Source organism: Parafrankia sp. Ea1.12 (assembly GCF_900465275.1).
Classification (GTDB): Bacteria; Actinomycetota; Actinomycetes; order Frankiales; family Frankiaceae; genus Parafrankia; species Parafrankia soli.
The window spans coordinates 1-12835 of the sequence record NZ_UBIZ01000119.1 but is presented as its reverse complement, the minus strand read 5'-3'; the positions used below and the strand labels follow the sequence as shown (position 1 = coordinate 12835).

At 73.4% G+C, this 12835-nt stretch carries 10 protein-coding genes, 1 pseudogene and 1 riboswitch; of the genes and pseudogenes, 5 read left to right on the top strand and 6 right to left on the bottom strand.

Annotated features, from left to right (window positions below; translation table 11 throughout):
* Both FMEAI12_RS02725 and FMEAI12_RS02720 read right to left on the bottom strand, forming a co-directional pair.
* Window positions 1-1478: serine/threonine-protein kinase (locus FMEAI12_RS02725; protein WP_146776616.1), on the bottom strand; the 1478-nt coding region annotated here is incomplete at its 3' end.
* Between the two features lie 244 nt (window positions 1479-1722).
* On the bottom strand, window positions 1723-2604 hold the full coding sequence (locus FMEAI12_RS02720) for an NUDIX hydrolase (protein WP_112104859.1): 882 nt from the start codon (window positions 2602-2604) through the stop codon (window positions 1723-1725).
* A 588-nt stretch (window positions 2605-3192) separates the two neighbouring features.
* On the opposite strand from FMEAI12_RS02720, the gene FMEAI12_RS02715 reads away from it, so the two are divergent.
* From FMEAI12_RS02715 to FMEAI12_RS02700, 4 genes are all read left to right on the top strand, one after another.
* Window positions 3193-3648 carry a MerR family transcriptional regulator gene (locus FMEAI12_RS02715; RefSeq protein ID WP_112104858.1) on the top strand — a complete coding sequence of 152 codons (456 nt, stop codon included), beginning with the start codon at window positions 3193-3195 and terminating at the stop codon, window positions 3646-3648.
* A gap of 189 nt (window positions 3649-3837) precedes the next feature.
* A complete protein-coding gene (locus FMEAI12_RS02710) occupies window positions 3838-4296 on the top strand; it encodes a MerR family transcriptional regulator (protein WP_020462400.1) in 459 nt (152 codons plus the stop codon).
* 245 nt (window positions 4297-4541) lie between these two features.
* Window positions 4542-5264: an ATP-dependent Clp protease proteolytic subunit gene (locus FMEAI12_RS02705; RefSeq protein WP_112104857.1), complete on the top strand. Its 723-nt coding sequence runs from the start codon at window positions 4542-4544 to the stop codon at window positions 5262-5264.
* Window positions 5261-5893, top strand: coding sequence for an ATP-dependent Clp protease proteolytic subunit (locus FMEAI12_RS02700; RefSeq protein ID WP_112104856.1), 633 nt, complete (start codon window positions 5261-5263; stop codon window positions 5891-5893). Before FMEAI12_RS02705 ends, FMEAI12_RS02700 begins: the two co-directional genes overlap by 4 nt.
* A 93-nt stretch (window positions 5894-5986) precedes the next feature.
* On the opposite strand, the gene FMEAI12_RS39440 is transcribed toward FMEAI12_RS02700, so the two are convergent.
* The 4 genes from FMEAI12_RS39440 to FMEAI12_RS02680 all read right to left on the bottom strand — a co-directional run bounded on the left by FMEAI12_RS39440 (window position 5987) and on the right by FMEAI12_RS02680 (window position 11734).
* Window positions 5987-6739 carry a helix-turn-helix domain-containing protein gene (locus FMEAI12_RS39440; RefSeq protein ID WP_112104855.1) on the bottom strand — a complete coding sequence of 251 codons (753 nt, stop codon included), beginning with the start codon at window positions 6737-6739 and terminating at the stop codon, window positions 5987-5989.
* Between the two features lie 122 nt (window positions 6740-6861).
* Window positions 6862-8460 carry an aminotransferase class V-fold PLP-dependent enzyme gene (locus FMEAI12_RS02690; RefSeq protein WP_112104854.1) on the bottom strand — a complete coding sequence of 533 codons (1599 nt, stop codon included), beginning with the start codon at window positions 8458-8460 and terminating at the stop codon, window positions 6862-6864.
* Between the two features lie 36 nt (window positions 8461-8496).
* Window positions 8497-8610: riboswitch (SAM riboswitch) on the bottom strand.
* 162 nt (window positions 8611-8772) lie between these two features.
* Window positions 8773-11007 carry an ATP-dependent RecD-like DNA helicase gene (locus tag FMEAI12_RS02685; protein WP_112104853.1) on the bottom strand — a complete coding sequence of 745 codons (2235 nt, stop codon included), beginning with the start codon at window positions 11005-11007 and terminating at the stop codon, window positions 8773-8775.
* 106 nt (window positions 11008-11113) lie between these two features.
* Window positions 11114-11734, bottom strand: a complete 621-nt coding sequence (locus FMEAI12_RS02680; protein ID WP_235013625.1) for a TetR/AcrR family transcriptional regulator — start codon at window positions 11732-11734, stop codon at window positions 11114-11116.
* 89 nt (window positions 11735-11823) lie between these two features.
* Here FMEAI12_RS02680 and FMEAI12_RS02675 point away from each other — a divergent pair.
* A pseudogene (locus tag FMEAI12_RS02675) lies at window positions 11824-12526 on the top strand (lysophospholipid acyltransferase family protein).
* The last annotated feature ends 309 nt before the right edge of the window (window positions 12527-12835 follow it).

Sequence of the window (12835 nt, the reverse complement as noted above, 5' to 3'; positions counted from 1 at the left end):
GCCGGAGCGGGTGCGGCAGGGGAAACGGGATAGTTGGAAGGAATCCGCCTTCCGGCCGCGCCGCGCTGCCCGGCCGCCCACTGCTGCCCGGACGGCGCCTGTCGCCCGGCCGTACTCGGCTGATTGGGCGTGCTCCGCTCGTTGGGCCCACTCTGCTGATTGGGCGCGCTCGGCTGCCCCGGACCTCGCCGGGGCCCGGCCGGACCGGGCCCGGGGCGCACGGGTCCGGACCGGTGCAGGGTCGGGGACTCCGCTCGCGGCAACGGCACGACATGCGCGGCCGACGTCCCCGGAGCAACCGGCACCGCCGGACCGCCGACTCCAGCCGGATGGCCGGGCCGAGGTGGGCTGCCGGGCCGAGGTGGGCTGCCGGGCCGAACTGGGCTGGCGGGCCGAGGTGGGCTGCCGGGCCGATCTGAGTTGTTGGGCCCAGGAGAGTTGCCTGACCCAACTGGGTCACGGGCACCGGACAGATTGCGGGGCCCGCCGGCATCCGAGCGGGCGTAGGCGGCGTAGCCGCCGGCCGCCGCCCTGACGATCGGCAACGGGTTCACGTCCCGCACGTCCAGGTCGAGGATCCGGGGGTCCAGATGCTCGACGGACAGCCAGCCCTCGGCGATCACCTGGTTGACCAACGCCGTCAGGTCGGTGTCCTGCGCCTCGCTGCTGACCGCGGCGCCGACGTCCGACAGGGCGAGGATCTCCCGGAACAGCGTGTGGATGTCCGGCCGCGCCTTGGCGTTCTTCGCCAGCGACCGGGCGAGCAGCGCGTACAGCCGGCCCGGGACCCCGTCCAGGTTGGCCGGATCGTGCCGTACCCGGAACAGCACCGCGTCGGCCGGGCCGCCGCCGAACGGCGAACGCCCGGTGGCCGCGTACGCGACCGTGCAGCCCCAGGCGAACACGTCCATCGCCGGATCGCTGCCCCCGCCCCTGATCTGCTCCGGGCTCATGTAGGCGGGGCTGCCGACGGAGGAGCCGGCGCCGGTGAGCGACACGGTGTCGGCGGCCTGGGCGATCCCGAAGTCGACCACCCGCGGCCCTTCCCGGGTGAGCAGCACGTTCGACGGCTTCAGATCGCGATGGACGACACCGGCGTCGTGGATCGCGACGAGCGCCTCGGCCAGCCCGACGGCCAGGGTCCGCAGCGTCTCCCCGACGAGCGGGCCGTGCTGGCGGACGTACTCTGCCAGGTTCGGGCCGGCGAGGTACTCGGTGGCGAGGTAGGGCGGGTCGCCGTCCGGGTCGGCGGCCAGGACGCGCGCGGTGCACGCGCCGGCGACCCGGGAGACGACCTCGATCTCCCGTCGGAAACGCGCGCGGAACTCAGGGTCATCGGCGTACTCCGCGCGGATGACCTTCACCGCCGCGGGCCGGCCGGCGGGCCCGTCGAGCGTTCCGTAGTAGACCGTGCCCATGCCACCGGCCCCGATGCGGTGGGTGAGCAGGAACGGCCCCAACCTCCGCGGAATCTCCATCCGCCCGACTCCCCCCGTTTCGACCGGCACCGTGCGCCTCGACCGGCACCGTGCGACGCCGTCCGGGGTCATGCACGCGACGTCGCGCGTCCAAGTGTTCACCCCTGGGCCTCGTCCCGCCTGGGCAGGGCCCGACCGCCGGTCTGAGAAGATCGTGCCCCGGGATCGGAGGAACGGCGAAGCGCGGGGCCGGACCGTGCCGGTGCTTACACCCGTTCGGGACGAACGGCCCGCACGGCAACGATCATCGGCATCTGGCGCCCGGGTCGACCAGCGCGGCCGCCACGCGGCGCGCCAGCCGGCCGCCGAGCGCCGACACCTCGGCCCAGCGGGCGCCGGCGACCTCCTCAACCTGCAGAATCACCCCCACCGGCACTCCGGCCGCCGTTCCCTGCGCCGTGCCCGGCATCGGCGTGCATGCTGCCCCAGCCGCTCCGTGGGCACCCGGCGGGGCCGCCGACGGCCCCGGCACCTTCGTCCCCGCCACCCCCGGCGGCACGGGCCCGGACGCGCCCACCCCGGGGGACGAGGCCGTCCGCCCGGCGGGGCCGTCTGTGGCCACGGGCACGGCGGGCGGAGGGACAGCGGGCGGAGGGACGGCGAGCGGAGGGGCGGACAGCGGCCGCGTCGTCTCCGGATCATCGGGATCGAGGCCCGTCTCGACCGGCGCGAGCCCGGAGCCGCGGATCTCGACCAGGAAGCGGAAGTCGTAGTGCAGGTGCTCCGGCTCGCCGCGGGCGGCACTCGCGGACACCCAGTGGATGTCGACGTCCACCGGCTGCTCGCTGATCGCGCTGACGCGGCGGCGGCCGATCCCGGTCTCCTCGGCCAGCTCCCGCAGCGCCGCGCCGAACAGCGAGCCGTCGCGGTCCTCTATGTGGCCTCCCGGCTGGAGCCAGAGGCCCGACGCCCGGTGATGGATCTGCAGAATGCGGCCTTCGTCGTTCACCGCGACCGTCGAGCAGGTCACGTGGCCGGGCAGCGTCCGGCGCGAGGTCAGCCGGGCCGAACCCCGGGCCGGGGCCGCCGACGCACGGACGAGCGGTCCCAACCGCTCGCGGTCACCGGGATGGGCGGTCAGGTACGCCGCGAGAACCCGCCCGACCGCCTCGTTGGTGATGCTCACGGCTGCCGCCTACCTCCACTCGTCGCCGACGGCGGGCGCGCCGCGCCGGCCGCCGCCGGTCGGGCCGTCCGCGCGGTGACGGCGCCGTGGAGACCCCCGGCACCGACATGTCGAGTCTGACCGATCGCGCGCGCGTTCGGGTGCCGACACCCACGTGTACATCCCAGTGCGTCATGCCCGCCACATCGTCAGCGTGCGTCCGATGTCGGCAGGACGACAATCACCGGTATGACCCGACGGTAAAGCGACTTAACCCGACAATGAGCCGGCGATCACCTGGCAATCGACCGGTGGGGCGCCGGCGCGCCTTTACTCAGGAGCCACCCGGCCCGCCCGCACGGACACCGGACCGTCACGATCCGCATAGGAGCGATGACCCTGCAGCGCGGGTAGACCCTCCCCCGACACCGGCGCCGGGCGCGGACATCGCCTGTCGGGCCGATTTCCGCCCCGGTCTGCGACGTCGTACAGTGCTCCGTACCAATGGCACAGTCTATGCAGACGTGTTCGGGAGTCACCCCGTTCGGCCACCGGTTCGCGCCGCGGCCCACGGTTCCCGACCCTGACGTAAGGGTAGCTTTGTCGACGATGCGCAGGGACGAATCCCTCCCCAGCCTGATCCGACGCAACACCCTCCAGATCGGAGAGGTGGCCGAGCGGGTGGGATTGTCGCTGCGAACGGTGCGCTACTACGAGGAGGCCGGGCTTCTGGTACCGGCCGGCCGGACGCCCGGCGGATTCCGTCTTTATAACGATGACGCCGTCAGCCGGCTCCTCGTCATCCGGAAGATGAAGCCGCTCGGTTTCACCCTGGACGAGATGCGGTCGCTGCTCGCCGTCCGCGACGAGCTGGCCGACCCGGAACTGACCCCCGAGCGGCGGGCCGAGCTGCGCGAGCGGCTGCGGACCTGGGTCGCCCTGGCCGAAGAGAAACTGGCGACGCTGCGTGAGCAGGCCGGCGTCGCCGAGGACTTCGTCGTCGGCCTGCACGGCGACGTCGAACGGTCACGCTCGGAGGAGCGGACCGATCACCCGGAGCGGTGAACCGCCCCGGCGCTGAGCCACGCCGTACGCGGACCACCGCGAACGCCGCCGCGTACGCGGGCCGCCGCCCGTCCGCAATATGCTGGTCACGAACCCGCCTACGGGAGTGTCGCGCCGAGATCCGCCCAGCCGACACGGTTCCGCTCGCGCCACCGTCACCTCGCCCGTGATACCGACGTAAGGGTCGAATTGTCCACGACAGGCAACATCACCTCTTCCTCAGCCCGCCGCGGCGTCTACGAGATCGGAGAGGTCGCCACCCTGGTCGCGCTCTCCCTGCGGACGGTCCGCTTCTACGAGGAAGCTGGCCTGCTCGTGGCCGTCGGGGAGAGCCCCGGTGGCTATCCGCTCTACGACGACGACGCTCTGGATCGTTTCCTTCTCATCAAGAAGATGAAGCCGCTGGGTTTCACCCTCGAGGAGATGCGGGCGCTGCTCGGCCTGCGCGAGGAGATCGACCGGGAGGGCCTCGCCCGCGAGCGGCGCGAGGAGCTCCAGGAGCGGCTGGCGACCTGGGTCAGCCTCGCCGAGGAGAAGCTGGCCTCGCTGCAGGAGCAGGTCCGTGTCGCCGAGGACTTCATGGTCACGCTGCACGACGACACCGCCCGGGCCCGGCTGCGCTTCGACATCGATCCGGACGCCTTCTAGGCAGGGCCGTCCCGGCGATCGGGCGTCCTGCGATCGAGTGCTCCCGGAGCACCTTTGCCCGGTAGCGGGCGGCCGCCGGGGACGGGCGCGTCGGATCCCCGGCGCCCGCTCCGGCGCTCTGCCGTGGGCAGATCTGCCACGGGCAGACCGGCCGTCCGACGGCCCGTTTCTCGGCGACGCTGGCCTGGCCGGCCACTTCGTTCGATCCCCACACCCCGTCGGGCCGGCGGGAGGTCACGCGCACCATGAATGCCCTGTATCAGCCGCGGCACAGCCGGCCACACCGCCCACGCGCCGGTACCGACATCGGCACCGGCATCGGCACCGGCCAGTACGGCGAGGCCCCGGGGACGGCGGCCGGCCCGTTCGAGGACCAGGTGTTCCACCGGCTCCTCCAGAACCGGATCGTCTTCCTCGGCTCGGTGGTCGAGGACACCGTCGCCAACGCGATCTGCGCGAAGCTGCTCCTTCTCGCCAGTGACGATCCGTCCGCGGACATTCACCTGTACATCAATTCGCCGGGTGGGTCGGTCAGCGCGGGAATGGCCATCTACGACACGATGCAGTACATCGCGAACGACGTGGCGACCGTCGCGCTGGGATTCGCCGGGTCGATGGGTCAGTTCCTGCTCTCCTCCGGGGCGCCCGGAAAGCGGTTCGCACTGCCCCATTCCCGGGTGATGATGCACCAGCCGTCCGGTGGGATCGGCGGGACCGCGACCGACATCGCGATCCAGGCGGAGCAGCTCCTGTTCACCAAGCGGCTGATCCAGGAACGCATCGCCGAGCACACCGGACAGCCCGTCGAGCGGATCGAGGCGGATTCCGACCGTGACCGCTGGTTCACCGCCGAGGAGGCCCGGGACTACGGCCTGGTCGACCGGGTGATCGCTCGGGTCGACCAGGTCGCCCCGGACGCGAACAGCCGGGCAGCCGGCGGCGGTGACAGCCGGGTGGCCCTCCGATGACCCCGGCCCCGATGGCCGCGTCCGCGCGGTACGTGCTGCCGAACGTCGTCGAGCGCACCCCCCGCGGCGAATACTCGATGGACCCGTACTCGAAGCTGCTCCGTGAACGGATCATCTTCCTCGGCACGCAGATCGACGACACCTCCGCCAACGACGTGATGGCGCAGCTCCTCTTCCTGGAGGGTGAGGATCCCGACCGGGACATCTCGATCTACATCAACTCGCCCGGCGGATCGCTCACCGCGCTCACCGCGATCTACGACACGATCTGCTTCGTGCGGCCCGAGGTGGCCACGGTGTGCATGGGCCAGGCCGCGTCCGCGGCGGCGATCCTGCTCGCCGCGGGCGCTCCGGGGAAGCGCGTCGCGCTGCCGAACAGCCGGATCCTGATCCACCAGCCCTCGGCGCAGGGCGAGGGCCAGTCGAGCGACCTGGAGATCCAGGCCCGGGAGGTGCTGCGGCTGCGCGCGTTGATGGAGCGGATACTCGCCGAGCACACCGGGCGGGCCGAACACGAGATCCGACGGGACGTCGAACGCGACACGATCCTCACCGCCGAGCAGGCGCGGCAGTACGGGATCGTGGACGAGGTCGTCGCCAGCCGAAAGGTCCGCCGCGTGCCGGCCTGAGCCAGCCCGGCACCGCGGGGCGGTCGGGTGGACGCCGGGGCGGAGCCACGCGGCGGGGCGATCGTCGGCGCGGAGAGCCGCGGCGGGCTCAGGTCAGCGGACGCGCTGAGCGTGCGCCGTCGTCCCCACCGCCCCGTGCGTCGTGGGGAGCGCACCGACCGACTGGACGGCCCAGCACGAACGGCGGCGCACGAGAGCACCCGGGTGGGCCGGCGGACGCCCCGGACCCGGCCGGGCGGCGAGCCGGATCGTGGCCCCTCGACGGCGGTGGCCCGGAACCCGGCGGACCGCCCGGCCACGCCGGGCGACAACGAGATGGACGCTCACCGAGGCGCGCACCGCACCGACTCCGGCATCCGGCCCGCCGAGCGCCACGGAACCGAGCGTCGCGGACGGATGGACCGTCATCACGTGCGCCGTGGCCGGCGTTCCCGCGACGACATCCAGGTCGGCCGCGGCCGTCGCTCCCCGGGCCCCGGGAGAGGCGGTGGGGGTGGCGGTCGTCAGCGGCAGCGGCTCGTAGCGGACCAGCTCGGCCATCACCTCGGCGAGGAGGTCGACCAGTCTGATGTTGAGCGCCCGGCAGATCGCGGCCAGTACCTCCGAGGAGGCCTCCTTGCGACCGCGTTCCACCTCCGAGAGGTAGGGCATGGAGACCTGCGCGGCCTCGGCGACGTCCCGCAACGTGCGGCCCTGCGCCTGGCGGAGCCGACGCAGCACCCCACCGATCAGCCTGCGCAGCGGCGGCGCGACCGGCTCCACAGGCGGGCCGGCGCTCTCGGGCCGGTAGCCGGCAGCCCGTGTCGGAGCGACACCGCCACCCGCGGCCGCCGTTCCGGCGATCATCGTCAAGCCCGCCACCTCCTAGCGCGACAGTGCCCCGTGCGAAGCGTACGCGGGCAGCCGGGCCCGGACGACGGACATCCGCGAGTCCGCACCATGACGAGAACATCCGCGCCCGTGTCGGCTCAGGTCCCGCAGGGGCTGGAGTACGCGGGCAGGCCGACGCTGTCGTACGCGTGGCCCGGCGCGGGCACACGACCGCGGACGTGACCGGCCGCCATGTGCTCGGCGACCCAGGGCGGCAGCGCGCGACCGTCCGCTGCCGGAGCCCAGCCTCCGTCACCCAGGTCGCGGTACTGCTGGCGCGGCCCGCGGCCGACGAGCTCCGCCAGCCCGGCCAGCAGCCTGTCGACGTCGGCACTCGTCGAGCTGATGCCGACACTCGCGCGGATCGCGCCGCCCTCGGCTCCGAGCCGCCCCAGCAGCGGATGCGCGCAGAAGCGTCCGGCGCGTACCCCGACGCCGTGCTCGGCGGAGAGGACGGCGGCGACGTACCCGGGATCGCGCCCGGCGACCGAGAAGGTGACGACCCCGACGGGCCCCGTGGCCAGGGTCCCGTCCGGGCCCTCGCCTCCGGCAGCCCCGGCATCGACAGCCTCGCCTCCGGCGGCAGCGCCACCGGCAGCCCCGTCTCCGGCGGCCTCGCCAGCGGCGGGATCGTCTCCGTCGGCCCACAGGGAGTGGATGGTGACCCCCTCGATCCCGCGCAGCCCGTCCACCAGGCGGCGGCGCAGCAGGTCCTCGTGCTGGTGCAGGTCGCGGGCGTCGAGCGCACCCAGCAGCCGGCAGGCGGCCGCGATCGCCGTCGCGCCGAGGAGGTTGGGGCTGCCGGCCTCGTGCCGGGCCGGGCCGTCCGCCCAGGCCACGGCGGAGCTGGTCACCTCACGCACGGCGCCCCCGCCGGCGAGATAGGGCGGGGCCGCCGCCAGCCAGTCCGGACGTCCGACGAGCACGCCGGCGCCGAACGGCGCGTACAGCTTGTGCCCGGAGAACGCGAGGTAGTCGATGCCGAGCGCGGCCATGTCGACCCGACGGTGCGGGACGAGCTGGGCGCCGTCCACGAAGACCCGCGCGCCGGCCGCGCGCGCCAGCCGGACGATCTCGGCGAGCGGCGGCACCTCGCCGGTGACGTTGGACGCGCCGGTCACCGCGACGAGCGAGGTCGGTGCCGTGTCCAGGGCGGTGGCGAGCGCGCGCAGCGTGTCGGCGCGGGTGGGCGCGGCGGGCACCCACCGGCAGCCCGGCCGGGACCGCCACGGGAGAAGGTTCGCGTGATGCTCCAGGTCGAACACGACGACCCCGCCGGGCACGGCGTGGCTTGGGTCGGACGTCCGCGCCGGGTCGGGCGGCTGCGGCGGGAGGCAGCGGGCGAGCAGGTTCACCGAGTCGGTGGTGTTCCGGGTGAAGATCACGACGTCGTCCGGGCGGCCGCCGACGAACGTGCGCACGGCGTCGCGGGCCCCCTCGTAGAGCGCGGTGCAGACCGCGGAGGAGTAGCCGGTTCCGCGGTGCACGCTCGCCGAGTACGGCAGGACGCGCTCGACGTGCTCGGCGACCCCGCGCAGGCAGGGGGCGCTGGCGGCCTGGTCGAGATTGGCGTACGGGACCTCGCGTCCGTCGGCGAGCGGAACGGGGAGGCTGGCCCCCACCACGTCGAGCAGCGCGCCGACGGCGGGCCCTTCCCGATCAACGTCGGGAGACGTGGTGGCATACGAAAAGGACACGACGAAGCCTCCTTGGGCCCCGGTGGACCCAGAGGGGGTCCGCACTTGCCGACGGCGGGTTCGCCGCGGGCCTGGTCACACCCGGGGCACCCCACCGCGGAGGAGGGTTGCCGGCCAGCAAGCCGGGGCTTGACGCTGGCGCTCAGGACCTGGCGAAAACTGTAGCAGCCCGTGCCGGACGGACACCGCAGAGACACCGAGACCGGGCCGAAATACCCGGAACATCCAGCAGACGGCGAATCGCGCGCTTCGACCGCGAGCCGCGAGCCGCGAGCCGCGAGCCGCGAGCCGCGAGCCGCGAGCCGCGGAAAATTATCCGGAGCGCCCGGCGGACTGCAGGCGGTGCGCGAGCGCGGTGTGGCGCTGCCCGTGGCCGGCCGAGCGGACCGCCTGCCCGATGGCCCGGCGCGAGCCGACCAGGACCACCAGCTTCTTCGCCCGCGTCACCGCGGTGTACAGCAGGTTGCGCTGCAGCATCATCCATGCGCTGGTCGTCAGCGGGATGACCACGGCCGGGTACTCGCTGCCCTGCGAACGGTGGATCGTCACCGCGTAGGCGTGGGTCAGCTCGTCGAGCTCGGTGAACTCGTAGTCGACGTCCTCGTCCTCGTCGGTGCGGACGGTCAGGGTCTGGCTGTCGTTGTCGAGCGCGGTGACCACCCCGAGCGTCCCGTTGAACACCCCGTTCGCGCCCTTGTCGTAGTTGTTGCGCACCTGGGTGACCTTGTCGCCGACCCGGAACACCCGGCCGCCGAAGCGGCGCTCGGGGCGGTCCGGCAGGCTCGGCGTGAGTGCCTCCTGCAGCGCGATGTTGAGCGCCCCGGCGCCGGCCGGGCCGCGGTGCATCGGCGCGAGCACCTGGATGTCGCGCCGCGGGTCGAGGCCGAACTTGGCCGGGATCCGCCGCGCCACCACCTCCGCGGTGATCCGGGCGGCATCCTCGGCCTCCTCTGCGACGAAGAGGAAGAAGTCGTCCAGGCCGCGCACCAGCGGATGGTCCCCGCGGTTGATGCGGTGCGCGTTGGTCACCACGCCCGACTCGCTGGCCTGGCGGAACACCTGGGTCAGCCGCACGTGCGGGATCGGCGTGCCGGTGGTGAGCAGATCACGCAGCACCTGCCCGGCGCCGACGGAGGGAAGCTGGTCGACGTCGCCGACCAGCAGCAGGTGCCCGCCCGGCGGGACGGCCTTGACCAGCTTGTTCATCAGCAGCAGGTCGACCATGGACGCCTCGTCCACCACGACGAGGTCGGCGTCGAGCGGGCGGTCCCGGTCGTAGGCGGCGTCGCCGCCGGGACGCAGCTCGAGCAGCCGGTGCACCGTCGACGCCTCGTGGCCGGTCAGCTCGGCGAGCCGCTTGGCGGCCCGTCCGGTCGGGGCGGTGAGGACGACCTTCGCCCGCCGGGCGCGGGCCAGCTCGACGACCGAGCGCACCGTGAAGCTCTTCCCGCAGCCGGGCCCGCCGGTCAGCACCGCCACCCGGGAGGTGAGAGCGAGGGTGACCGCCTCGCGCTGCGCCGCCGCCAGCTCGGTCCCGGTACGGGTGTGCAGCCAGCCGAGCGCCTTCTCCCAGTCAACGGCGGCGAACGCGGCGAGGCGGTCCTCGTCGGCCCGCAGCAGGCGCAGCAGCTGCCCCGCGACGGAGATCTCGGCGCGGTGGAACGGGACGAGGTACACCGCGGCGACCGGCTGCTCCGGGTCCTCGCCGGGGACCTCCTCGCGCACCACCCCCTCCTCGGTGATCAGCTCGCCGAGCCCCTCGATCACCGCGCCGGTGTCGACGCCGAGGATGCGCACGGCGTCGGCGATCAGCCGGGTCTCGGGCAGGAAGCAGTGGCCGCTGTCGGTGGCCTCGGAAAGGGTGAACGCGAGGCCGGCCTTGATGCGCTGCGGGCTGTCGTGTGGGATGCCGACCGCCTGCGCGATGGTGTCCGCGGTGCGGAACCCGATGCCCCACACGTCGGCGGCCAGCCGGTAGGGCTCGGTGCGCACCACCCCGATCGAGGCGTCCCCGTACTGCTTGTAGATCTTGATCGCCAGCGAGGTGGAGACGCCCACGCCCTGCAGGAAGACCATGACCTCCTTGATGGCCTTCTGTTCCTCCCAGGCCGCGGCGATCGCCTTCGTCCGCTTGGGGCCGAGACCCGGTACCTCGATGAGCCGCGCCGGCTCGGTCTCGATGACGTCCAGCGCGTCGACGCCGAAGTGCTCGACGATGCGCTCGGCGAACCGGGGCCCGATCCCCTTGACCAGGCCTGATCCGAGGTACCGCTGGATGCCCTGGACGGTGGCCGGCAGGACGGTGGTGTAGTCCTCGACCTGGAACTGGCGGCCGTACTGAGGATGCGAGCCCCACCGCCCGCGCATCCGCAGCGACTCGCCGGGCTGGGCGCCGAGCAGCGCGCCGACGACCGTCAGCAGGTCCGCGCCGCGGCCCGTGTCGACCCGGGCGACCGTGTAGCCGGTCTCCTCGTTGGCGTACGTGATCCGTTCGAGGACGGCCTCGAGCACGGCGAGCTGGAACGGCGCGGCGGCGGGTCGGGACACGGCTGGTCACTCCGGGGCTTCGGCAATCCGGGCTTCGGCGATCGCCCGTGGCATGTCGGGAATCCGGCCATCCTCGCTCACAGTGTCGACGCCGGCAGCAGGCGGATCAGTGCGGCCCCGCGTCCGGGCACAGGTGGACACCGATCGCCTCGACGACCAGCTCGGTGGGATCGGGTGATGCGGTGACCAGCCCCAGGCTCTCGTTGGCCGCGAGCACGGCGATGCCGTGCAGGTGCGTCCACGCCAGCAGTGCCCGCCTGCGCACCTGCTCCGGCGCGCCCGCGCCCGCTCCGGCGGGCAGCGCGGGCAGCGCGGCCCGGACGAGATCGGTCCAGGCGTCGAACAGCGGCAGGCTCCGCTCACGGAGGTTCTCCCCCGACCCGACCAGGATGTCGTGCCGGAACATCAGCTCGAACATGGCGGGCCGCTCGCGAGCAAAGCGGACGTACGCGGACCCGGCGTCGACGACGCACTCGTGCGGGGAGGCTCCGGCCGCCTCGCCGGCCGCCCGGACCCCGGCCAGACGGGAGGCGAGATCGGCCAGACCCTCGGCCGCGATCGCCGCGAGCAGCGCCGCGTGGGTGGGGAAGTGCCGCCGGGGCGCGCCGTGTGAGACACCCGCCTGCCGCGCGATCGCCCGCAGGCTGACGGCGGCCAGCCCACCCTCGTCGAGCATCGCCGTGCCCACCTCGACCAGCCGGCGCCGCAGCGCCCCTTCACCCGCCACGTAGGCAGTGTCTACCATCCCCGAAGTAGACAGTGTCTACTCGGCGGGACGCCGCCCGCCGGCCGGATGGACCAGGAGGGCGCGGGCGCATGGCGTACTGGCTGATCAAGGTGCTGGTGGTGGGGCCGCTGCTCGGCCTGCTGGGACGTCCGGCCGTCACCGGCGCGGAGCACATCCCGCGGCATGGGCCGGTCATCCTGGCCGGCAACCACCTGGCCGTGGCCGACTCGTTCTTCCTCGTCCGCCTCGTCCCCCGGCGGATCACGTTCCTGGCGAAGCAGGAGTACTTCACCAGGCGGGGGATGCGGGGGCGGCTGGTCCGCTGGTTCTTCGCGGCCGCCGGGCAGGTGCCGGTCGACCGGCGCGGTGGCGTCGCGGCGGCGGGGGCACTCGCCGCGGCGGTCCGGCTCCTCGAGGCCGGCGGCGCGTGGGGGATCTACCCCGAGGGCACGAGATCGCCGGACGGCCGGCTCTACCGGGGCCGGACGGGGGTGGCCAGGGTCGCGCTCGCCACCGGGGCACCGGTCGTCCCGGTGGCGGTGAAGGGCACCGAGACCGTGAGCCCGCGTGGCCGGCGCCGGTGGCGGCGCGGGCGGGTCCAGATCATCGTCGGCCGTCCCCTGGACTTCTCCCGGTACCGCCGCGTGCTCGCCGACGGCCCGGCGCCGACCGAGCGGATGGTGATCAGATCCGCGACGGACGAGCTCATGCGGGTGCTGGCCGACCACTCGGGCCAGGAGTTACGTCGACGCGTACGCCACGGACCACCGCGGGCCGGACCCACACGCCTGAACGCCGTGTACCGGGTTGAGCGCATCGACTCACGAATTCCTCGACAGAACTAGTTGGCGGATTCGCGGGCCAAACGGGTCCACGGGTTCACCGTTCGTGGAACTGTTGCGGGCACGCCGTGCGCGCTCACATCCCGGGCACATGTTCCGTTCGTCTTTCTCGAATCCGCGCCGGCCAGGATGCAATGCCGTGAAGCGTAGTTTGATCTTGCTGGGATCTGGTCATGCTGCGCGTGGGGCGAGGGGGTGGAGCCGGATCGTTGGCGGGCCTGGGTGGCGGGTCGAGGCGGGTTCGCCGGGTTTCTTGACG